Source organism: Sphingosinicella xenopeptidilytica (genome assembly GCF_042676985.1).
In the GTDB taxonomy this organism is placed as follows: domain Bacteria; phylum Pseudomonadota; class Alphaproteobacteria; order Sphingomonadales; family Sphingomonadaceae; genus Sphingosinicella; species Sphingosinicella xenopeptidilytica.
The window spans coordinates 448,235-470,755 of sequence record NZ_JBHTIK010000005.1 but is presented as its reverse complement, the minus strand read 5'-3'; the positions used below and the strand labels follow the sequence as shown (position 1 = coordinate 470,755).

Annotated in this window: 21 protein-coding genes; 6 read left to right on the top strand and 15 right to left on the bottom strand. The window is 63.0% G+C overall.

All coding sequences use genetic code 11. The features are described 5' to 3' along the window. Positions 1-44: 44 nt before the first annotated feature. Together ACFQ00_RS10170 and ACFQ00_RS10165 are read left to right on the top strand one after the other, a co-directional pair. Complete coding sequence (locus ACFQ00_RS10170; RefSeq protein ID WP_381489869.1) at positions 45-1,379, top strand: LLM class flavin-dependent oxidoreductase; 1,335 nt, start codon at positions 45-47, stop codon at positions 1,377-1,379. A gap of 8 nt (positions 1,380-1,387) precedes the next feature. Further along, complete coding sequence (locus ACFQ00_RS10165; protein ID WP_381489866.1) at positions 1,388-2,614, top strand: dipeptidase; 1,227 nt, start codon at positions 1,388-1,390, stop codon at positions 2,612-2,614. A 73-nt stretch (positions 2,615-2,687) separates the two neighbouring features. Here ACFQ00_RS10165 and ACFQ00_RS10160 read toward each other — a convergent pair whose 3' ends face one another. The 3 genes from ACFQ00_RS10160 to ACFQ00_RS10150 all read right to left on the bottom strand — a co-directional run bounded on the left by ACFQ00_RS10160 (position 2,688) and on the right by ACFQ00_RS10150 (position 6,036). Beyond that, positions 2,688-3,359, bottom strand: coding sequence for an RBBP9/YdeN family alpha/beta hydrolase (locus ACFQ00_RS10160; protein ID WP_381489863.1), 672 nt, complete (start codon positions 3,357-3,359; stop codon positions 2,688-2,690). Positions 3,360-3,538: 179 nt separating this feature from the next. Continuing rightward, entirely contained in the window at positions 3,539-4,876 is a 1,338-nt protein-coding gene (locus ACFQ00_RS10155; RefSeq protein ID WP_381489858.1) for an LLM class flavin-dependent oxidoreductase, read from the bottom strand. Between the two features lie 107 nt (positions 4,877-4,983). Continuing rightward, positions 4,984-6,036, bottom strand: coding sequence for an aldo/keto reductase (locus ACFQ00_RS10150; protein ID WP_381489855.1), 1,053 nt, complete (start codon positions 6,034-6,036; stop codon positions 4,984-4,986). 227 nt (positions 6,037-6,263) lie between these two features. Between ACFQ00_RS10150 and ACFQ00_RS10145 the strand changes: the two genes are divergently transcribed. Beyond that, a complete protein-coding gene (locus tag ACFQ00_RS10145; protein ID WP_381490889.1) occupies positions 6,264-7,124 on the top strand; it encodes a TauD/TfdA dioxygenase family protein in 861 nt (286 codons plus the stop codon). Between the two features lie 17 nt (positions 7,125-7,141). Here ACFQ00_RS10145 and ACFQ00_RS10140 read toward each other — a convergent pair whose 3' ends face one another. The 8 genes from ACFQ00_RS10140 to ACFQ00_RS10105 are packed head-to-tail and all read right to left on the bottom strand — an operon-like array spanning position 7,142 to position 15,250. Beyond that, positions 7,142-8,494: an FAD/NAD(P)-binding protein gene (locus ACFQ00_RS10140; RefSeq protein WP_381489852.1), complete on the bottom strand. Its 1,353-nt coding sequence runs from the start codon at positions 8,492-8,494 to the stop codon at positions 7,142-7,144. 38 nt (positions 8,495-8,532) lie between these two features. After that, positions 8,533-9,693 (bottom strand): FMNH2-dependent alkanesulfonate monooxygenase, encoded by a 1,161-nt coding sequence (gene ssuD / locus ACFQ00_RS10135; protein WP_381489850.1) that lies wholly within the window; start codon positions 9,691-9,693, stop codon positions 8,533-8,535. Positions 9,694-9,700: 7 nt separating this feature from the next. Continuing rightward, entirely contained in the window at positions 9,701-10,726 is a 1,026-nt protein-coding gene (locus tag ACFQ00_RS10130) for an ABC transporter substrate-binding protein (protein ID WP_381489847.1), read from the bottom strand. A gap of 1 nt (position 10,727) precedes the next feature. Further along, positions 10,728-11,816, bottom strand: a complete 1,089-nt coding sequence (locus ACFQ00_RS10125; protein WP_381489844.1) for an LLM class flavin-dependent oxidoreductase — start codon at positions 11,814-11,816, stop codon at positions 10,728-10,730. Positions 11,817-11,839: 23 nt separating this feature from the next. Continuing rightward, on the bottom strand, positions 11,840-13,072 hold the full coding sequence (locus ACFQ00_RS10120) for a rhodanese-like domain-containing protein (RefSeq protein ID WP_381489841.1): 1,233 nt from the start codon (positions 13,070-13,072) through the stop codon (positions 11,840-11,842). Then, complete coding sequence (locus ACFQ00_RS10115; protein WP_381489838.1) at positions 13,069-13,683, bottom strand: cysteine dioxygenase family protein; 615 nt, start codon at positions 13,681-13,683, stop codon at positions 13,069-13,071. The genes ACFQ00_RS10120 and ACFQ00_RS10115 overlap by 4 nt, the downstream gene beginning before the upstream one ends. Next, on the bottom strand, positions 13,680-14,465 hold the full coding sequence (locus tag ACFQ00_RS10110; protein ID WP_381489835.1) for an ABC transporter ATP-binding protein: 786 nt from the start codon (positions 14,463-14,465) through the stop codon (positions 13,680-13,682). Before ACFQ00_RS10110 ends, ACFQ00_RS10115 begins: the two co-directional genes overlap by 4 nt. Before the next feature lie 2 nt (positions 14,466-14,467). Next, positions 14,468-15,250, bottom strand: coding sequence for an ABC transporter permease (locus ACFQ00_RS10105; protein ID WP_381489832.1), 783 nt, complete (start codon positions 15,248-15,250; stop codon positions 14,468-14,470). Positions 15,251-15,527: 277 nt separating this feature from the next. Here ACFQ00_RS10105 and ACFQ00_RS10100 point away from each other — a divergent pair, with 277 nt between their 5' ends. Next, on the top strand, positions 15,528-16,364 hold the full coding sequence (locus tag ACFQ00_RS10100) for a LysR substrate-binding domain-containing protein (protein ID WP_381489829.1): 837 nt from the start codon (positions 15,528-15,530) through the stop codon (positions 16,362-16,364). Between the two features lie 132 nt (positions 16,365-16,496). Beyond that, on the top strand, positions 16,497-17,156 hold the full coding sequence (locus ACFQ00_RS10095) for a peroxiredoxin-like family protein (RefSeq protein ID WP_381489826.1): 660 nt from the start codon (positions 16,497-16,499) through the stop codon (positions 17,154-17,156). 47 nt (positions 17,157-17,203) lie between these two features. Here ACFQ00_RS10095 and ACFQ00_RS10090 read toward each other — a convergent pair whose 3' ends face one another. Next, a complete protein-coding gene (locus tag ACFQ00_RS10090; RefSeq protein ID WP_381489824.1) occupies positions 17,204-18,007 on the bottom strand; it encodes a lipid II flippase Amj family protein in 804 nt (267 codons plus the stop codon). A gap of 73 nt (positions 18,008-18,080) precedes the next feature. On the opposite strand from ACFQ00_RS10090, the gene ACFQ00_RS10085 reads away from it, so the two are divergent. Beyond that, the gene (locus ACFQ00_RS10085) at positions 18,081-18,353 is read left to right on the top strand and encodes a hypothetical protein (RefSeq protein ID WP_381489821.1); all 273 of its coding nucleotides are present in this window, start codon (positions 18,081-18,083) and stop codon (positions 18,351-18,353) included. A 159-nt stretch (positions 18,354-18,512) separates the two neighbouring features. Here ACFQ00_RS10085 and ACFQ00_RS10080 read toward each other — a convergent pair whose 3' ends face one another. From ACFQ00_RS10080 to ACFQ00_RS10070, 3 genes are all read right to left on the bottom strand, one after another. Next, positions 18,513-20,519, bottom strand: coding sequence for a molybdopterin-containing oxidoreductase family protein (locus tag ACFQ00_RS10080; RefSeq protein ID WP_381489817.1), 2,007 nt, complete (start codon positions 20,517-20,519; stop codon positions 18,513-18,515). 3 nt (positions 20,520-20,522) lie between these two features. Next, positions 20,523-21,203 (bottom strand): cysteine hydrolase family protein, encoded by a 681-nt coding sequence (locus ACFQ00_RS10075; RefSeq protein WP_381489814.1) that lies wholly within the window; start codon positions 21,201-21,203, stop codon positions 20,523-20,525. Between the two features lie 151 nt (positions 21,204-21,354). Further along, entirely contained in the window at positions 21,355-22,521 is a 1,167-nt protein-coding gene (locus ACFQ00_RS10070; RefSeq protein WP_381489811.1) for an MFS transporter, read from the bottom strand.

The following is a 22,521-nucleotide window of genomic DNA, read 5'->3' as shown; positions in this document are numbered from 1 at the left end:
GCCCTTAGGCTCTGCCCGAATTCATTCGTCCGGAGTTTGAAAACATGTCCAAACGCGAACTTCACCTCGGCGCGATCCTGAGCGGCGTCGGCACCACGCAGAACGCATGGCTCGACCCTGATCTGCCCGGCGATGCCAGTGTCAGTATCGACTGGTACATCGAGAACGCCCGGCTCGCGGAAGCCGCCAAGTTCGACCTCGTCTTCATCGTCGATTCGCCTTTCATCACGCCCGACACGGCTCCGCATTTCCTCAACCGGCTGGAGCCGCTGACGCTTCTCTCCGCCGTCGCTGTCTCCACCTCCCGCATCGGACTCGCCGGAACGCTGACGACCTCGTTCTGGGAGCCGTACAACGTCGCCCGCCAGTTCGCCTCGCTCGACCTGATCAGCAAGGGCCGCGCGGCGTGGAACGTCGTCACCACCGGCCTTGAAGGCGCCGCCCGCAACTATGGCCGGGAAGAGCATTTCGATCACGCGCTGCGCTATGCGCGCGCGAAGGAATTCGTCGCAGTCGTGCAGGGTCTGTGGGATTCCTACGAGGATGACGCCTTCCCGCGCGACAAGGCCGCCGGCGTGTTCCTCGACAAGACGAAACAGCACGTGCTGAACCACAAGGGCGAGTTCTTCACGGTGGCGGGGCCGCTCAACATCCAGCGTTCGCCGCAGGGCCAGCCTGTGATCTTCCAGGCCGGAGACTCGGACGCCGGACGCGATCTCGGCGCCCATATCGCCGAGGGCACCTATACCATCGCCGAGAATTTCGAGGACGCGCGCGCTTACTATCAGGATCTGAAGCAGCGCGCCGCCGCACTCGGCCGCAATCCCGATCATATCGTGGTTCTGCCCGGGCTCATTCCGGTGCTCGCCGATACCGACGAAGAGGCCCGTGCCATCGAGGAGCAGGAGAACGGCAAGCTCGATTTCACCAAGGCGCTCGTCCAGCTCGGCCGCCCGTTCAACTATCACGATTTCACGCAGTATGATCCGGATGCCGCCTTCCCCGACGTCGGGCACATCACGCTCAACAGCTACAAGGGCCATGCCGAGAAGATCGTCCGGGCAGCGCGCGCGGAAAACCTGACGCTGCGCGAAACGGCATGGCGCTTTGCCACGCGGCGCAATCCGTTCGTCGGCACCGCCGAAACCGTCGCGAACGAGATCGAACACTGGTTCACGAACGGCGCCTGCGACGGCTTCAATTTCCGGGTGACAAGACCCGGAGATTTCGCGCGCTTCATCCGCGAGGTCGTGCCGATCCTGCAGGAGCGCGGCCTGTTCCGCACGGAATACGCGCACGACACGCTGCGCGGCCATCTCGGCCTGCCGTTCCCGGAAAATCGCTACGCCCAGCCCATCCACGCCATCGCGGCGGAATGAGGAAAACGATGGCACTGAAACGACGCACCCTGCTGCTCGGCGTCTCCGCCGGGCTGGCCCTCGCCCTGCCCGCAACAGCCGGCACGAGCACCGCGGAGGCGGACGCTATCCACGAGCGCGTCCTCGTGCTCGATAGCCATGCGGATGTTCTATTGCCGTCCACCCCGGCGCGTTATCAGGCGCCTGGCGGGGGATCGCGCGTCAGTCTCGAAAAGCTCTCTGCAGGCGGTGTCGATGCCATCGTCCTTGCCGTTGCCACCGGATCCGGGCCGCGCGACGCCGAAGGTATCGCCACGGCGCGGCGCGATGCGGACGCGAAGCTCGCCGCCATCAAGCGCCTCATCGCGGAAAATCCCGGCAAGCTCGGACTCGCGCTTTCGGCCGACGACGTCGAACGACTGAAGCGTGAAGGCAGGATCGCCATCCTGATCGGCTTCCAGAACGCCCGTATCCTTGGCAACGACGTTTCGGCGATCGATGCGTTCTACGCCGTGGGCGCACGCATCTTCGCGCTCAACCACGCGGGCCACAACGACTTTTCGGACTCGTCGCGGCCGTCGGCGAATGAACCCGAAAGCGAGCACGGCGGTCTTTCCGCTCTCGGGCGCGAGGCGGTCGCGCGGCTCAACGATCTCGGCGCGCTCATCGATGTGTCGCAGCTTTCGACACCGGCTCTGCTGCAAACACTGACGCTGACCCGCGCGCCCGTCGCGGCGACGCATTCCAACGCCCGCGCGCTCGTGGAAAACACGCGCAACCTTTCGGATCCGGAACTCGATGCGATCAAGGCGAACGGCGGTGTCGTGCAGGTGGTGCCGTTCGCGGCCTATGTGCATCGCCCGAGTCCTGAGACCGTGAAGCGGCAGCGCGAAATCCGGGTCCGTTTCGGCCTTCCCGAGGTCTCGTCCTCCGCCAATGCGGGCTACAATACGTTGCCGCCCGAAACGCAGGATGCCTTCCTCGCCGCGCTCCGGCAGGTGACGCCGCAGGCGACGCTTTCCGAATACGTCGACCACATCGATTATATCGTGAAATGCATCGGCATCGATCATGTCGGCATCGGCACGGATTTCAATCACGGTTCCGGCATCGTCGGCTTCGACAGCGCGGCGGAAGCGCCGAACGTGACCCGCGAACTCGTTCGCCGCGGCTATACGGAAGCGCAGATCGCGGCGATCTGGGGCGGCAATTTCCTGCGCGTTCTGCGCGCGGCGGAGGCGGCCGCGAAACGATAGATCGGGACGAAAATAAGGACGGCAAAAAGGCCGGGCGACATTCCTGTCTCCCGGCCTTTCCCTTGCAATCGTCCTAATGAGAGGAAACTGACCTTTCCGCTCGCTCAGGATCGTGCCCGTGCACCGGACGGGCCGCCAGGAACCGTTCCGCGGCACGCCGTTCGACAGCATCGCTGGGCTGTTCGCGGCCCTGCGCCGCAACGATCAGCCGGTCCAGAAGCCGCTGCCCGAACTGCCATTCGCCGATATCGGAATCGGCATTGATGTGTCCGCAGTGCCCCGCATCGACAAGGAAACTGCCCCAGCCGCGCGCCAGGCCCGCGGCGTGAGCGTACTCCGCATAATGATCGTTACGGCTCGCAACCACGATCGAAGGAAACGGCAGGAACACATCCGGCAGATTGCGGAAGGTCGCGAAGCGCTCTCCCTTGTCCCGTTCCACATCGGGCGGTGCAACCAGTAGCGCACCGGCGACGGGCCAGCCGTAGCTTTGCCCCTGCAAGGCCACCCACCACGCCACCGCTTGGCAGCCGAGGCTGTGCGCGACGAGGATCACTGGTTTCGGCGATGCCTCGATCTCGGCGTTGAGCCGTGTCACCCAGCTGTTGCGGTGCGGCTGATCCCAGAGGCCGAGTTCGGCGCGCGACGTGTCGGTCCGCGTCCGTTCCCAATGCGTCTGCCAATGCCGTTCACCGGAATTGTTCAAACCCGGAACCGTCAGGATATGGGGGGCGTTCCTGCTCATCGGCGTTCTCCCGCTGCGTTGCTGATGGAAGAACGCTATACTCTATCAATACAGTTGACAATTTAGTTCTGTAAAACTGAACGCATCAGCCGCCCTCAAGAGACGCGCCGGACATACGAAAAAAGGCGAGCTTCCGCCGAACGGAAGCCCGCCTGAAGTTGCAGGGTACGGACGATGAATCAGGCGACCGAGCGTTCGGCGCGCGATGATGTGTAGCGATTCTCGGGGAACGGCAGGCCGAGGCTTTCCCGGAATGTCGTGCCCTCATATTCGGTTCTGAAAAGCCCGCGCTGCTGGAGAATGGGGATGACCTTCTCCACGAACAGTTCAAGCTGACCCGGCAGCGGCTCGAAGACGACGAAGCCATCCGCAGCACCGTCCTCGAACCAGTGCTGCAGCGTATTGGCGACGGTCTCCGGCGATCCGACGAATGCACCGCGCGGCGTCGCCAGCCGCTCGACCACCTGCCGCAGCGTCAGGCCTTCGGCGCGAACTTCGGCGAGGATGCGCTTGGTGCTGCTCTGCTGGCTGTTGAGCCCGATGTGCTCGACGTCCGGGAACGGCGCATCGAGATCGTATTGTCGGAAATCATGATCGTTGAAGGTGCGCGAGAGGAAACCGAAGCCCGTGTCGAGCGATTCGAGCGCGGCAAGCTCGCGATACTTCGCCTCCGCCTCCGCGTCGGTCTCGCCAACGATCGGCGCAATGCCGGGCAGCACATAGAGCGCGTCCGCATTGCGGCCGAAGCCTTTGGCGCGGCTCTTCACGTCGCTGTAATAGGCGACACCATCGTCGAAAGTCGGTGCGTGCGTGAAGATGGCCTCGGCATATTTCGCCGCGAAGTTGCGGCCGTCATCCGAAGCGCCGGCCTGGAAGATCACGGGCTGGCCCTGCGGCGAGCGCTTGATGTTGAGCGGCCCGCGCACCTGGAAGAATTCGCCCTTGTGGTCGAGCCTGTGCAGCTTTTCGGGATCGACGAACACGCCGCTCTCCTTATCGCCGGCGTGAGCGCCCTCTTCCCAGCTGTCCCACAACCCCTGCACGACGTCGAGATATTCGGCCGCTATCCGGTAGCGGACGTTGTGCGCGGGATGCTCGGCCTTGCTGAAGTTCGCCGCCGTGTCGCCGAGCCACGAGGTCACGACATTCCACGCCGCGCGCCCACCCGAGATATGGTCGAGCGAGGCGAACTGGCGCGCGACGTTGAAGGGTTCGGAATAGCTGACGGTCAGCGTGCCGACGAGGCCGATATGATCGGTGACGGCGGCGAGCGACGACAGGATCGTGATCGGCTCGATCCTGTTCAGGTAATGCGGGCTCGATTTCTCGGTAATCGACAGGCTGTCGGCGACGAACAGGAAATCGAATTTCCCTTTCTCCGCGAGCTGCGCCTGCTGCTTGTAAAAGGAGAAGCTGGTGCTGGCGTTCACATCCTTGTCGGGGTGGCGCCAATCGTTCCACGTGCGTCCGACGCCGTGGAGGATGAAGCCGAGCTTGATCTTGCGTGAGGTGCTCATCGGGCAATGTCCGTGTATCGAGGGATATTGCCCGAAGCCTATGCCCGTGCATGCGGCATGACGAACGCGTATCTCTGATACGCTTATGAAACCGCGTTATATGGTGCTTATGGGCACGGGTCCGGAATATCCCGCTGAATGGCATCGATCGCGGCGAATGCGCTTTCATCGAGCGTGATGTCGATGCTGCCGATGTCGGTTTCCAGTTGCGCGAGCGACGTGGCGCCGATGATCGTGGAGGTAACGAACGGCCGACTGTTCACGAAGGCAAGCGCGAACTGCGTCGGATCGATCCCGTGCGCAAGCGCAGCGGCAACATAGCGCGCGCTCGCGATGGGTTGCGCGGCATTTTCATAGCGCACAAACTGCTTGGCGACTTCGCGGCGCGAGCCTTTCGGAGTCGTGCCGCCAAGATACTTGCCGGTGAGATGGCCGCCCGCCAGCGGCGAGTAGGCAAGCAGCCCAACCTGCTCGCGCAGCGCGAACTCGGAGAGCCCGACTTCGAAAAGGCGGTTCAGGAGATTGTAGGCATTCTGGATCGAAGCGATGCGCGGCAGGCCCGTCTCGCGCGCGATCCGCAGAAACTCGCTCACGCCCCATGCGGTTTCGTTCGAAACCCCGACATGGCGGATCTTGCCCGCCTTCACGAGGTCGGCGAGCACGGCGAGCGTCTCCGCGATCGGCACGGTCTCAGCATGATCGGCAAGCGCCGAAAGCCCCCGCCGCCCGAAGCTCGGCACCGACCGGTCGGGCCAGTGGAGCTGGTAGAGATCAATATAGTCGGTCCGCAGCCGCCGCAGGCTCGCATCGACGGCCTGTTCGATATTGCGACGATCGAGCCTGTTGCCGCCGCCACGGAACTGGCGCGGATCACCGGGGCGGCCCGGCCCAGCGACCTTCGTGGCAAGGACGATCGAATCGCGTCGCTTCCGGCTCGCAATCCATGTGCCGATGAATTCTTCGGTGCGCCCCTGCGTTTCCCGGCTCACCGGCGTCACCGGATAGGCCTCCGCCGTATCGATGAAATTGACGCCGCGATCCAGCGCGAAATCGATCTGCGCGTGCGCCTCGGCTTCCGTGTTCTGCGAGCCCCAAGTCATCGTGCCGAGGCAAATCGCGCTCACATCGATATCGGTATTTCCAAGCCGGCGGTATTGCATCTGGTATTCACGCTCCTGTCGTTCGCCGCGAAAAAGCAGGTCGCCGGCGAAAAGGCAAATCCGCCGATATCAATTCTGCGAATACATCTATTGCCGATTCAAATACCGCCCGGATTTCAGATAATCTGATAGATAAGCACCGACTATTCATAACAAAATCCCGAAAACCTCGCCTAGCTTCCGTGATGGAATTTGAATCCATCCACAACAACAGCAAGGTGATCCCCATGTCCGAAGCGCTCGCTGTTTCCGCCTCTTCAACTGTCGATCTCGATATCCGCCCTCTTCAGCCCACAATCGGCGCCGAGATCGGCGGGATCGATCTCAGCCGCCCGATCAGCGACGCCGTGCGCGATGCGATCCGCGCTGCCGTTCTGAAGCACAAGGTCGTCTTCTTTCGCGACCAGACGCTCGACAATGCAAGCCAGGCCGCGTTCGCGCAGCGGTTCGGGCCGCTCTACACACACCCCAGTTCGAAGCACGATCCGAAGATCACGCCACTCCACCAGATCTCCGCCGTCGAAGCCGCGAAATACGAAAAGGAACGCGCGCGCGATGTGAAGGCCGGTGACGCCTATCATAGCGACACGAGCTGGCGCCTCGTCCCCACATGGGGCGCGGTCCTGCGCGCCGTCACGCTGCCGGAGACCGGCGGCGACACGATCTGGGTCGACGCCAATCTCGCCTACGAAGGCTTGCCCGACGATCTCAAGGCACGTCTCGAAGGCCTGCACGTCACGCATGATTTCCGCAGCGCGCTCACCGCCAAAGGCCACGATTATCCCATCGTCGCGCATCCCGTCGTGCGCACGCACCGCGAAACCGGACAGAATATCCTCTGGATCAACTACACGCAGAAGCCGCAGATCCTCGGCGTCGAACTTTCCGAAAGCCGCGAGATTCTCGATGAGGTTCTGCGCCAATACAAACGCCCCGAATTCCAGGTACGCTTCTCGTGGAAGCCGGGCTCCGTGGCGTTCTGGGACAATCGCGCCGCCGTGCACTACGCGGTTCGGAACTACGGCGACTTCCCGCGGCTTCTCGAACGCGTGCTGATCGCCGACGAACCGCTCTACGCGGATCTTTGATCGTGCCCGGCGAGGGGTTACAGCCCCTCGCCGCCCACCCAGTGCGCGGAGGAAAGCCACCGTGCCAGATCCCACGTCTGGTGGCGCAGATCGGGAACCGCGATGATTTCCCAGAAGGCGCCGCGCGTCATCGGCCCGATCGTGAAGATGCGTTCGTTCGGGCACCCGTCCGCGCCGACCACCCTGCCCCGGCTATCGACATCGATGCCGAGCCGCAGCGGATCGGGCCGGATGATGCCGCGCGCCGCGAGATCCTGGAGCAGCGGCTCGCGCGTACGCAGCACGTCACCCTGCGGCCCCGTGCAATTGACGATACGCTGCACGCGCGTGATCGTCTCCGCGCCCGTGAAGCGCTGCCCCCACGTCACGTCCGCGCCGCCCTCAACCGCCGCGACCTTCACGATCCGCCCGCCCGCGAATTGCAGCCGCCCCTCGGTTTCAAGTTCCGCGACCTTCCCCGCCACGGCAGGCGCCAGCCGGTGACGATGCACATCCCACCACGGCCTCAGGTGACGCAGGAAGCGCTTCTGCGCAGCGATATCCGCACTGCGCCAGATATTCTGCGTATGCGGCCGCAATTCATCGATCGCGGCGTGCCAGCCGATCTCCTTCACACGTCCGCGCACATGGCGCACGAGCGCCGCGCCCATCGCGTACGGCCGCGAGACCGGCGCGGCGGCGGGAGCGGCGGGATCGTGCGCGCGCGGCGAGAGACCACGCCGGGAGAGCGCGAGAATACGCCCGCGAAATCCGTTCGCATCCAGCGTGAGTGCCACGTCGACCGCCGTGAGACCGGTACCGATCAGGAGAACCGTATCGTTGTCGCCAAGCCCGGCCGTGACGGCTGGTGCCCATGGATCGGGGCAATAGACGCCGTCCGCCGGATCGAGTCCTTCAAGCTGCTTCAGCCCGTGCGGCGGCAGATTGCCGGGCGCGAGCACGACCGCGTCCGCCGAAACGCGGCTGCTGTCCGCAAAGCCGATGCCGATCTCGCGCTCGCCCGGATCGATCGCGGCCGCTTCGCCGCTCACGATCGTGAGCCTGCCCGGCGCCTCGGCCATCGTCTCCCGCAATGCATCGGAAAGATACGCGCCGTAGATGCGCCGCGGCACGAACCCGGCCTCGATGCCGCTGCGCGCCAGCCAGTTCGAAAAATGCCCCGGCTGATCGGGAAACGCGCTCATGTTCATGGCGCGAACGTTCAGCAGATGCTCGGGCCGATAGGTGCCGTAGGCCACGCCGCGCGCGATGCGCGTCTGGTCGCGCTCGATCAGCAGCGCCTTCGGCCCGTCATGCCTCAAGAGGTTGATGGCAAGCAGCGTCCCGCTGAATCCCGCACCGATGATCGCAACCGTTTCGGTGCTCAGCAAAACCGCACTCCTCTAAGCCGCGCCCTTCGCCCGTGCCGTCAGGACGGTCCGGTCGGAAACACGCCGTCCCCGCGCGCCAGCGCATAGCCGCCGGCCTCACCCGCACGACCGGGCGCCACCTTCACGGCTTCCGACGCGTCGCGAGCAATCGGTAGCAGCGGAAACAGCAATTCGGCAACACGGTACGCTTCCTCAAGGTGCGGATAACCCGAAAGAATGAAGGTTTCGATGCCCGCCGCCGCATATTCGGAAATGCGTTCGGCAAGGCTTTCCGCCGATCCGACGAGCGCAGTCCCCGCCCCGCCGCGCACGAGGCCGACCCCGGCCCACAGGTTGGGCGCGATCACCAGCCTGTCGCGGCGCCCGCCGTGGAGCGCCTGCATCCGCTGCTGACCGACGGACTGGCTTGCCTTCTGCGCCTTCTGCGCGCGGGCAATCGTCTCGTCGTCAAGCCTGCTGATCAGGCGGTCCGCTTCGGCCCACGCCGCCTCTTCGGTTTCACGAACAATGATGTGCAGCCGGATACCGAAGCGGACGCTGCGCCCGTGCCTGGCGGCGGCCTCGCGCACCTCGGCAATCTTCCCGGCGACCGCCGCCACCGGCTCGCCCCAGCTCAGATACCAGTCGATATGCTCACCGGTGATGGCAACCGCCGCATCGGAAGACCCGCCGATGTAGAGCGGCGGCCCGCCGGGTCGTACCGGCGGAAACAGCAGCTCCGCGGCCTCCGCGAACAAATGCTCGCCCTGATACGTCACGCGCTCGCCGGCCATCAGGCCGCGCCACACGCGCAGGAATTCATCCGTCACGGCATAGCGCCCGTCGTGGTCAAGCCCGACCCCATCGGCGCGAAGCTCCGCCTGATCGCCGCCGGCAACGATGTTGATCAGCAACCGCCCGCCCGAAACGCGATCCAGCGTCGCCGCCTGCCGCGCGGCGAACAGCGGAGAGGTGACGCCGGGACGCACCGCGACGAGGAACTTCAGCCGCTGCGTGAGCGGCGCGAGCGCACTCGCCAGCACCCAGCTGTCCTCGCAGGTCCGCCCCGTGGGCAGCAGGACGCCTTCGAAGCCGAGCCGGTCGGCAGCGCCCGCCACCTGCGCGAGATAGGAGAACTCGGTCGATCGAAACCCTTCCGTGGAGCCGAGCCAGCGCCCATCGCCATGCGAAGGGATGAACCAGAAGAGGCGCACCGCCATCTGCGCCTCACTCGCCTGCGGCAGCCGGCGCCTCGACCTCAGCGTTCGTTTCCGTGCCCGAAAACAGCGCTGCGGTCAGCCCCGGATCGAAAGCCTCGCTGAGCGGGCGCTTGATCTGGAGGATGCCTGCCCGCTGAAACCGGTCCGCGATCTCCTGTTCATGGCGAATGATGGCCTCGTCGATCGGAACCGCCACGCGCCGGTTGCGCACCACCACTTCCTTCGCGATGTCGAGCGGCAAGCCGGTTTCTTCCGACAGCACCTTCGCATAGGCGTCGGGGTTGGCCTGCGCCCACTGCAGGGCCTTTGCCTCGCGCTTCAGGAAATCCTCGATCAGCGCGCGCTTGGGTTCGATCGAATCGATATGCGCGATCTCGAAACCCGCCGAAGGTCCGAAGGCGCTGCCGTCGGCAATGATGCGCGCGCCTTCCTTCAAGGCCACGATGGTATAGGGCGACCACATCGCCCACGCATCGATGGAGCCCCGATCGAAGGCCGCCTTGGCGTCGCCCGGCGGCAGGAACACGATGATGACATCGTCCGCCGCCAGCTTCTCCCGCTCCAGCGCTTCCAGGATCAGATGGTGGCCGACCGAGCCGCGCGTCGTCGATATCCGCTTGCCGACGAGATCGCGAACGCTCCGGATGGGCGAATCCTTCGGCACGAGGATGGCAAGCGCGCCGGGCTGCCGGGCCTCCTGGGCATGAGCACCCACAGCCTTGATCGGGCTGCCGCTCTGATAGGCGAAGATGAACGGGGCATCACCGGCGAGGCCGAGATCCACGGAGCCGCTGCCCAGTGCTTCCAGAAGGTGCTGCGCCGCCGGAAACTCCGACCATTCGACGCGGTAAGGCGCGCCCTCGAGCGCGCCCGACGCGATCATCATCGATTTTGTCGAACCGCGCTGGTTGGCGACGCGCAGCACGTCACCCTCCTCGCCGCCGCGCAGCAGGAATGCCGCGCCAGCGATGATGAAGAGCACCACCGCGACGATCGCGGCGATCCAGCCCTTCGAACTCTTGCCCTCGGCCATCTCAGCTCGCGATAGCCGTCGGCGTCGCGGCGCGCGCGGCAACGCGCTCGCGCACCAGCGGGAGGAGATCCCTGCCGTACTGGATCGAATCCGTCAGCGGCTCGAAGCCACGAATGAGGAAATGATCGATGCCGATGTCGTAGTAATCGAGCAGCGCATCGGCGACCTGTTCCGGCGTTCCCACGAGCCCCGTGCTGTTGCCCGCAGCCCCGGTCAGCGCCGCGACGCCCGTCCACAGCCGCGTGTCGCGCCGATTGCCCGTCGCGGTTTCCAGAAGCCGCAGCGAACCGGCATTGGGCGGACGATGGCCGCTGGTGGGGAGGCCCGCCGCCTCGCGGTTGGCGCGCACGCGGTCTTCGATCTCGCTCGCCTTCTTCCATGCCGCTTCCTCGGTGTCCGCGATCACCGGCCGCAGCGACAGCGAGAAGCCGGGATTGCGGCCGTGCCGTGCCGCCGCCGTGCGCACGCCGCGCACCGCATCGCGGACCTGTTCCAGCGTTTCGCCCCACAGCGCATAGACATCGGCATGGCGTCCCGCGACGTCGATCGCCTCGGGCGACGAGCCGCCGAAGAACACCGGCAGATTGTCCGGCTGCACGGAACTGAACGCACCCTTCACGTCGTAGAAGCGGCCCTTGTGATCGAACGGCTTCGATGCCGACCATTCCTGCCGCAGGATCTCGATATATTCGTCCGTGCGCGCATAGCGCTCGGCCTTCGTCGTGCCGACGTCGCCGTCGCGCGCCATCTCCTCGTCGGCGCCGCCGGTGATGATGTGCACGGCAACGCGCCCGCCACTCAATTGATCGAGAGTCGCGAGCTGCCGCGCCGCCAGGGTCGGCTGCGTGAAGCCGGGGCGATGCGCGACGAGAAAGCCGAGCTTCGTCGTGATCGCCGAGGCATAGGCCGCAACAATCTGGCTTTCCGGCGAATTGGAGCTGAACGGGATCAGCACGCGGTCGAAACCGCCTTCCTCCTGCGCCTTCGCCGCCGCCTCCACATAGTTCCGATCGAGCGCACGGCTGCGCACGCCCGCGTGCAATTCGGAATTGTCGTTGAAACCGATGTAGCCGATGAATTTAACGCTCATGTCCTGTCTCCTTGTTCGGACAGCTAGATGACGAAGAAACCGTGCGTGCCGTCGCGCGCGAGCTGATCGACGAGGCCGAATTCCCAATCGAGATAGGCCTGCATCGCGGCGGCCTTGTTGTCCGTCCCCTCGTAGGGTCGTTTGTAGCGTCCTTCCGGGCCGCGCGGCGGCGGTGCCCCGTCGGGTCCGGTTTCGGTCGCGTGCGCGAAATCGGCGTCGAGGACGTAGACCTCCCAGCCCATCTGCGCGAGCCACGACGCAGTCATGTCGGCGCGCGCGCCGTGATCGTCGGAAAGCACGATCCGCGCGCCGCGCACGGGTGCATAGTGATCCGTCTCCTGCACGAGCTGGCCGCCCTGCGCATTGCGGAAACCCGGCAGGTGCCCGGCCGCATACGCGGCGGGCTGGCGCACGTCGTAGAGATAGAGCGTGCGCGCCGTATCCGCCTTCAGCACATCGAAATCGTCCGGCGTCAGGCGCTTCACGCCCGCCCGGTATGCGACATTGCGCGCCTTGATCCGCGCCTGCTCGGCGCCGGCGATGTCGATCTCGGGGGCGGTCTTTTCCTGCCCCGACTCAAGGCCCTGCCCGGCAAGCGTCCAGCCGATGGTGCCGTTTCGGAGCGCATAGACCTGGTTCGGCACGCCCGCGTTGATCAGCGACTGCGTGCCGATGATGCTGCGCGTACGCCCCGCGCAATTGACAATGATCGTCGTATCGGGATCGGGCGCCACCGCCGCCGCCGCGAGCACGAGTTCGGCACCGGGGACGCTGACGCCGGTGGGGATGCTCATCGTGCGATATTCGTCGAAACGGCGCGCATCGAGGATGGCGATATCCGCCTTCTCGCGGATCAGCGCCTGCACCTCCTCGGCGGGCAGCGACGGCGTATGCCGCCTATGTTCCACGAGTTCGCCGAACGCCTTCGAATAGCTGTTGACGTCCTCGAACAGTTCGTAGCCCGCCGCGTACCAGCCGCCGAGCCCGCCTTCGAGCGTCGAAACATTGCTGAACCCGAGCCCGCGCAGGCGTGTCACTGCATCGTCCGCAAGGCCCTCACCATCGTCGTAGACGACGATTTGCGTGTCGGCCTTGGGAATGCGCCAACGCGCTTCCGTCTCGATCCGCGCCAAGGGAATCTGCGCTGCGAACAATGGGTGTCCAAGCGCGAACGCCGCTTCCTCGCGCACGTCGAGGATCACGATTTCGTGCCGCGCAAGCAGCGCGCGGCGAACGGAAACAGGGTCAATGCTCATTTGCGCGAACGGTCCCACAGGTTCGGAAGCGTGGTGTTCGCATATCCGGAAATGAACGGCTTCTCCGTGCCGTCCTCCGCATAGGTCGCACGCTCGACAGCGCCGATATTGGCGCCGTAGACATGGATACTGATCGAAGCCTGATCGGCAAGCGCGTTGGAAACGCGGTGGATATCCCCGGTCCTCGGGCTGAAACTGTCAACCGATCCAGCTTCCAGGATTTCCGCCTCTCCCCGGCGCCGCAACCTGCCCGCACCGTCTCGCTCGAATTGCTCCACCCGCTCGCTGCCGCGCAGCACACCCACCAGACCCCACACCCGGTGGTCATGCACCGGCGTCGATTGCCCCGGCCCCCACACAAAGCTCACCACGGAAAATCTCTCCCGACTATCACAGTGCAGAAGGTACTGCTGATACCGCTCCGCACTCGGCTTCGCGTAAGCCGCCGGCAACCAGTCGTCGCGCGAGACCAGCCGCTGCAGCAGCGCGTGCCCCGAATCCAGAACAGCCTGCTCGTCACGCGTTCCGGAGAGCAGCTCGGCAAAGCTCGTGACGAAACCTCTCAGCGGCGCGATGTCGACCGCCGGCGCTATGGTCGCAATGGCGTTCATCGGCCTGCCACCGCCTTGCCGAACGGAACCACCGCGTCGTCCTGATGGTCACCGCCAAGCTGACCAAGCAGGCGTTCGCGCAGGCTCCGTGTCAGCCCGGCACGCTCACCGCGCGCTTTGACAATGCGCTCTTCCGCCACAATGCGTCCGCCATCCAGAACGAGTATGCGATCGGCAAGCGCAATCGCTTCATCAACGTCGTGCGTGACGAGAAGCACCGCCGGCTGATGCGCGCGCCACAGCGACAGAACGAGATCGTGCATCCTGTGCCGTGTCAGCGCGTCGAGCGCCGCGAACGGTTCATCGAGGAGCAGGAGCTTCGGCTCCCGGACCAACGCACGCGCAAGCGCCGTGCGCTGCGCCTCGCCGCCCGAAAGTGTGAGCGGCCACGCGTCCAGCCGATGTCCAAGCCCGACTTCTTGAAGAGCGCTCTCCGCGCGGCGGCGAACGTCCTCCCCTTTCAAGCCGAGCACGACATTCTGCCATACGCGTTTCCAAGGCAGCAGCCGGGCATCCTGAAATACGACGGCACGGGATGCCGGTATCTTGACATCCTGCGAAGCCACGTCGTCGAGCCCGGCGAGGGTTCTCAGAAGCGTCGTCTTTCCACTCCCCGAGCGACCAAGAAGCGCGACGAATTCGCCAGGCGCAATATCGAGATCGAGACCATCGATAATCGTGTTTTCGCCGAAACGGCGTACAAACTTTCGCAGACGAACAACGGGTGCGGTGGAAGCGGCCGGCAATGCGCTGCCTGTCACAAGTTCGAGACGTGCATCCATGATCATTGCTCCACAATGCTGGGCCGCCAGACGAGCGCGCGGCTTTCAAGGGTACGCACGAGCCAATCGGCCCCAAGTCCAAGCAGCGCGTAGACCATCAGGCACACCACGATGATGTCGGTGCGCAGGAAATCGCGTGCGTTGTTGATAAGAAAGCCCAGCCCGGCGGAGGCATTGATCTGTTCCGCGACGACAAGCACGAGGATCGAAACCGATAGCGCATAACGCAAGCCGACGAGAAGCGACGGCAAGGCGCCGGGCAGGATGACGTGCCAGATCTGCTCCAGACGGCTGAGCCCGAAACTACGCGCGGCATCGAGCAAGCGAAGATCGACGCTGCGAATGCCGCTGTAGAGGTTGAGATAGACCGGAAACACCGTCGCAAACGCGATGAGCGCGATCTTCGGCGTCTCCCCGATGCCGAACCAGACGATGAACAAGGGCGTCAGCGCCAGCGCGGGGATCGTGCGCTTGATCTGCATCAGCGGATCGACCGCCACCTCCCCCGAACGCGAAAGCCCGGCAACGAGGCCGAGCACAACGCCAAGCACAACGCCGATGAACAGCCCGAGCGCCGCACGTCCGAACGAAACCAGCAGGTTCGATGGCAACTCGCCCGAGCGCACAAGTTCAAGCATGGTACCGATGACAGCCGAAGGCGCCGCCAGCGTACGCTCGGGAATCAGCCCGGCGCGCGATCCCGCTTCCCAAAGAAGAAGGAGAAGCAGAGGCGACAGCCACCGCGCCCGGCTCAAAATCTGCCTGACCTTCAGCGCAAAGCGCATTTTCTCTTCCTCGCGATTCTGACTTCGCGCCAAGGGACACCAATATTGTCTACCAATTCAATTGATTTTTCAAAAAACACCTATTGAGAGAACTCATAAGAGATACAAAATATTCAAAACTGAGAAATTTATCATTATATAACAATATTTTATAATTCGCCTCACATGATAGGGGCGGAATTTTTAAAATCTCTACTAAAAAACTTGACATTTGATAAGCAGACCGGAGATACAGGCGCCTGCTCAGAGAATCTTCCCGAATGGAATCAGCAGTCAGATGCCGGTGAACCTGCCTACCAACCTGTTGCGCAGCTTCGTGGCGATCGTGGATACCGGCTCCATGTTGAACGCCTCCGAGCAGGTTTTCGTCACGCAGTCCGCACTCAGCCTTCAGATCAAACGACTGGAGGAATTGGTGCAGCAGACGCTGTTTCTGCGCGAGGGCAGAAGGCTGAGCCTTACCCCAGCGGGCGACCTTCTTCTCGATTATGCGCGCCGTGTGCTCGTTCTGCACGACGAAGCCGTTGCTGCCGTCAGTGCCGGGCAGTTCGCCGGCCCTGCACGCGTCGGCATGGTGCAGGATTTCGCCGATACGCTGCTGACCGGGCTCCTGGCGAGCTTTGCCGAACTCCATCCTGACGCGCAGATTTTCGCACGCGTCGCGGGCACGGCGGAGCTGCAAACACTGCTGGAGCGGCGTCAGCTCGATATCCTGCTGGGCTTCTCGTCCGGCAACGACCCGAACGCCATCGCTGTCGCCCCCATGCAGTGGTATGGGAACGCCGATCTTCTGACCCGCAACGTGGTTCCACTGGCCGTTCTGGAAAAGCCCTGCCGGTTCCGAGAAGCCGCCATCCGCAGCCTGGAAGACGAAGGCCGCCCCTATCGAATCACAGTTGAGACGCCCAATCTTTCCACGCTGCGCGCGGCTGTGAAAGCCGGGCTCGGCGTCACCTGCCGCACGCATCTCTTCATCAACGACAGCCTGCCGGAACTGACGGCCTCTTTGCCGCCGCTTCCCAAGGTCGCCTGTATCATACAGACATCCGATGGCCTTGATGCCGTCACAAAACGACTGGCGGATCTGGCAAGGGAAACCATCAGCCAGCTTTGATCGCCGGATCTATTGAAAATCATCATAAATCTGTGGCCGCTACTCGTTTTTCACGCAGCGCGCACGCCCATATCCTGATCTCGACGTCCTGCCCCGTACGGCGGGACAAAACAAGCCGATCGGAACAAGGACGTGACCACGGAAAGTCTGAACGCACAGTTTGCCGCCCTTCATGCCCAGCGCGAGAAGGAATGGCCCCCGGAGCAGCTTCAACGCAACATCGCCCAGCGCGAAGCACTCGTCCGCAAGTATGATCCGACACGACATATCCAGCCTGGCGATGTCCTCGAACCCTTCGAGCTCATTGAACCTGACGGCGCCCTCCTCACGCGCGATGCCTTGCTCGCGGATGGCCCCGCCGTCCTCATCTTCTTCCGCTATTCCGGCTGCCCGGCGTGCAACCTTGCGCTTCCTTATTACGATCGTCAGCTCTGGCCTGCGCTGAAGGCAAGCGGCGTACGCCTCGTCGCGATCAGCCCGCAGGTTCCCGAACGTCTGGATATCGGGACACGCCATGATCTGGGTTTCACGATCGCCTCGGACCCAGACAACCGGCTGGGCCGCCATCTCGGCATCACCTTCGAACCGGAGGACAAACTTCCCGTGAAGCCCGGCGACAACTGGATCGGCGCAGCCACGGGCACCGGAACCTGGGAACTGCCGCAGCCGACGGTGCTCGTCCTCGATCAGCGCGGAAAGGTGATCTTCATCGAGGTAAGCCCGGACTGGCTTGCACGAACGGAAGCCGATACGATTCTTGCTGCGCTCGCACTGGAATCACTTGCAGCCTGATTGTGTACGCGGCTCGCCGTCGAAGGTTCGGCGAGCCGTCAATGCCCTCAGAGCGCCTGCGCGCAGAACACGACCAGCCACGCTGCGGGCAGAAACAAAAGCTGTGCGAATATCGTTCCGGCGATGCGGCTTAGCGAAAGCAGCACGATGGTCCGGCGGAACACCGGCTCGCTTGTCGATCCCGAGACGACATCGTCGGTCATCACGGAAAGTTGCGGATCGATCAGGACGAACAGCAGGATCGTCGCGAAGCCGTTGACGACCGCCGAAAGCTGGGAGGCGGTAACCCTGTACTCGGGGTAAAGATAGCCGGCGTAGAGCGAGGCGGCGACGCCCACCGTGAGAAGTGCCTGCGCCAATATATTCAGCACGATGACGCGGGTGGGCACGCCCCTCGGCTTCCGCAGATCGGCAACGTGAACGAGATGCGGAACGGTGGCGGTCCGGCGGATGTATCCGAGCCCACCCTTCGCGAAGATATGCAGCAGGAGCTTCGAAATCGAGCGGTGCTCCTGGAACTGGCCGATCGCCGAACAGAACCACCGCTGCACCGTGGGGATCATCAGCGTGCCGACGATTGTGGCGACGGTTGCCGACAAGAGGATGAGGCGAAAATCATCAACGAGATGATCACCCCTGCCTGCCGCCAGCGCATCTTCTATGCGTTTGGCAAGGAAGGGGCCAAGAAAGCTGTTGGAGACCCGCGACAACAGCACCAGCACATTGAACAGAGCGAAGGACATGGCGATTCGGCGTGTCCGCACACCGGCAATTCGCGCTGCATACGCCAAGGCTCCGATCAGGTTGATGCTGAACGTCAGCACGCAGATGACGGCCAGTTGCGTATCCAAACCCAGTCTCCTTCCGCCACATCCGTAAAGGCTTCGCCGTCAAATCTCCATCATCTCTGGTGTCGGGCCTGTTGTGCAGAGCGAGGCAGGGTGCACCACCGCCACGACAGCGTTCATAGGCGGGCTCAATCCGACGTACATTTTCAAGCAGACGAGCCTTGGCACGCCCGTCAGGCTGTTCAAGCGCCATTCCAACAGGATCGACGGCGCGGACAGGGGCCGTGAAGCCAGAAAATTGAAGAGCCTGTTTGGTGAATTTGGCCATATTTTGGCCACGGAAAAAGAATTTCCTTTAAAATACAATAACTTATTTGTGACCCATACGGGAACAACGGAACGCCATTAATCATCTGAATAATATGGTCTATTTCCTTCCGAAAAGGTTTTTTACCATCAGATGTACCATCAGAAAGAAAAACTGCAGCGGAACTCATCCCATTGACATGTTCGACCGACGAAATCGGCAAAGGCCCGTCGTAAATCACCGCGGTCCCAACGCGGTTCTTCATACGACAGCATGTTCAGCCTTCTCGATCTGGATGGGTATACCTCCCAGCTGAACCATACCGCTGAGCGGATCGGTACTCCGTGCATCAGTCAGTACGTTGACGTTAATATGGCCAAACCCGTGGGGCACGGAAACGACACCGCGCCGGTAACGACTGTCGAAGCGGACAGGTGCTTCGAGCATGCCTTTCGTTGTCGATACCCGGGCTCGGCCGCCCTCGTGCAGTCCGAACAGCAGGGCGTCCGCCGGATGCATCGAAATCGACGCCTTATCCGGACGGCGCGGGTTGGCGATACCATCGCTCATCTGTCCATTGAGTTTGTTTTTCTGACGGTGCGGTATCAGAAGAAAATCCGCCGTTTCCACACAGGCTTTGGCGAGCTGATCCAGAACTTCGGGCACCTCGAGATTCCAGCGCCCGCTCGGTAAATGTCGGTGCATCCACCCGTAGGTGCGCCCCTCCGACATTTGCGCAACCGGATTTGCCTTGATCACATCGAAGCTCGCGCGGGCTGAATTCAGCATGGGCCGCATGACATCATCATCATGCGAAGCGGCATCATCTATGCCGCCATCGATTCCAAGACGGCGCGACAGCTCCCGCAAGATCCACCAGATGGGCCGGCGTTCGAAAGCCGGCTCCACGACGCGCGGCGCATAACGGCTGTATTCGGCAGGGTTCATGAAATCCCACAGCACCACATCGGCCATCTCCAGCTGACCGCTGGTTGGCAGAAGATGAGTCGCAAAGAGCGTGCTCGCCGTTTCCACCACATCCATCATGACCAGAAAATCGAGCTTGCCGAGCGCCCGGACCAGCCGCTGAGTATCGGGAAGCGCGATCAGCGGATTGCCCGCAAAAACAAAGAGGCCGCGCAGATTGCCCGCCTCGATCTCGTCGACAAGTGCGGCACAGGGATACTCACCAAGACGCGACGGCAGATCCGGACGACTTGCTGGCCCCGGACCGCTCGTATTTACGGCCGTCCAACCGTGTTCCGACAGATTTCTGGCAAAGCCCGGATTGAAGTATGCGCCGCCTTTCCGGTCGAGCGACCCCGTGACGGCATGCAGCGCCCAATGCAGCAAAGTCGCGGCATTGGCGTTGCGCCCCATCGAAACGCCCGTGCCACAGTGGACGGCGATTCGGCCTGCCTTGCGGATCGCCGAGACGAAGTCGGTAATTTCCTCCGGGCTCAGGCGCGTGGCTGCCGCTGCATCCTCAAGCGTAAAGCGCTCGACTGCCGCACGAATAGCGTCAACGCCGGAAACGTATCGCTCAAGGAAATCCCAGTCCGCCCCCTCGCGAAGCAATGCACGTACTGCATGACCCAGAAGTGCGTATTCGCTGCCAGGCCAAATCGCCAGATGCCGTGTCGCGGCCTCTGCGCTTTCGCTGCGGCGCGGATCCACGACCCACAATTCCCCCTGCTCCGCCCAGCGGCGCAACTGCGCCTTGGGAGCCGGGAGAAAATAGACGTGCCCGTGCGAGACGACGGGGTTGATGCCAATCAGGATCGTCATGCACGCATCCGGATCCGGTTGGCTGGCGATCATCGGATTGCCTGTGATGCGCTCGGACAGCAAAGGGATACAGGGCACATCAACCGACACGGTCGAATAAACGGACGGCGATCCGAGCGCCGCCATGAAGCCGCGCCATACATTGATGCTGGCACAGGGGACAGCCGGCGTACCGCCATAGGCACCGATGGCCGAGGGACCGTAACGCTCCACGATGGTGCGCATCCTGGCGGAAATATCGTCGAGCGCTTCGGTCCATTCCACACGCACCTGCCCCCCGCCGCGCAGCATCGTGGGATGATTGAGGCGGGCCGGATGATGATGGAAATGCCCCAGAGAGGCACCTTTGGTGCAAATATAGCCCTGCGTCACGGGATCGTCCGGGTCACCGCAGACTGCCGTGATCTCGCCGTCTTCAACCGTGGCGATAACGGCGCAGTTCGTCCCGCAGAACCGACAGAAGCTGCGGCGTTTCTCCATCGTTCAAGCCTTCCCCACGCCCAGCACCCAATCGTCCGAAAGCACCGTGAAACCGAAACAGAAACGCACCTGATAAAGCGCCGCCTCGTGGCAGCCGGATGGAGAACTGGTGGCTGCCGCGTCTTCGATCATGATCGTATCATAGCCGTGGAAGCTGGCATCGATCAGCGTCGCAAAGACACATTCATCCGAGTTCACGCCCATGAACGCGACGGTCTTTATGTCGAGGTTTCGAAGAATTGAATCCAGCGGTGTATCCATGAAGCCGCTGATCCGATGTTTGCTGACATAAATATCGTCCGGCTTTGCACCCAATTCCGGGACAACCTGTGCGCCCCAGCTTCCTTCCTGCAGGATATGGTGCGGTTCGGATCGGCCCTTTCCCTGGATAAGGTCCCCGAGCCCCTGCCCTCCCCCCACGCGATTGAACGGGTAGCGCACCATGGGCGCGAGGTTCAGCCTGTCCGGCCGCACGCCGAAGCCCAGCCAGATGACAGGAAGATCGGCCGCGCGCGCGCTCTCCACGACAGCCCGGATCGCAGGATAAATGTCATGAACGGGCGTGACATCGACACCAAGCGTATCGAACCAGCCCCCGAAGCCGCAAAAATCATTCTGCATATCAACGATCACCACGGCCGTCCGATTGAGATCGATCGCGATGTTCTCGGGCTGCGCCGGCATATCCGCCCGGCAGGACGCTGCGGATGGCCGCGTCATATCGACGTGATTGGAACTGAGGGCGTATCTGTTGCGGGCGTTTGGGCCGAGTTGATTGGTCATATCATTTTCCCTTCGTATCGACTCATCCTGAGGCCCGGACGGTACCGAGTGTTCACTGGGTCGCAGTTTGGTTCGCGCTTTCGGCCTGTGGATTTTCTGTCCTGCGGCGAATGCCCACCCTCAAAGCCAGAAGAAAGACGACACCACTGAGAAGAAGCATGCCGCTCGAAAACACCCCGACGGCACTCAGTCCGAACGTCTGCCTGAGCAAAACGGCTGTTCCGGGTCCGATTGCGAGGCCTGTCAGCATCATTGCCGGCCCAAAGCCGGTGAACCTTCCACTGCGATCGAATGCGCCCAATTGCGCAAAGAAGTAAGGCACGACGAACATGGTCGAACCGGCGAGCACGAACACACCCGCCCGGAAGACAGCTGCCGATTGCGCAAACGTGAGCAAAAGCGCCGTGCAGGCGAGAACGATGGTTACCATCAGGACCGGAACCACGGGTTTGACGCGCTCTCCCACAAACCGCGCAAGCATGCCGCCGGCAAATCCGAAGGCCATGCCGAGGGCGATTGCTTGATTGGCGACGGCGAAGCTGAGGCCCGTTTCCTGACCGATGATCGGCATGAAGGCGTTGATCGTGGCTTGCCCGATGAAGAAGCAGGCAAAGGCGGCAAGCCCGATAAAGCCCTCGCGTGGCCACACAGAGGCGCCTTTCGTTCCGGAGCTTGCCCGCCTGGCGACTTCGGCGGGGAGTTTCATTAGAAGCAGAAAGGCAAGGCCGGCCACCGCAGCCACTTCCGCGAAAACGGCCATGAGGCCGAAGCGCGCGATCAGCATGGAGCCGGTCAGGAAAAGGATCGTCGCTATGACGACTTCCATGACCACGAACAGTGCATAGCCGTGCTGGACATGTTCGCTGCTTCCCATCAGCCGATTTATGACGTTAAGCCCGGTGCCGAGCGCCGCCCCCGACAAAACAAGCACCGCGAGGAAAACGACGGGGCTGGGGAACAGCGCCAGGAGATAGGCAATACCGGCAACCGCCATCGCCATGCGTGCCAATAGCAGCAACGGCATCCGGCGGAATAGAACCGGCGTCGCCAGGTTGAAGAGCGCCGCGCTTCCGAGCTGCATCGCGACGGCAAGGCCCGCGAACCAGGAGGGCATGGCGAAATGCCCCGCGATCCCTCCAAGCCACAACGGCATCACGGTCGACGCAGAAAATCCAACAGTATTGATGATCGCAAGACGCAGGGTATCGGTTGTTTTCAT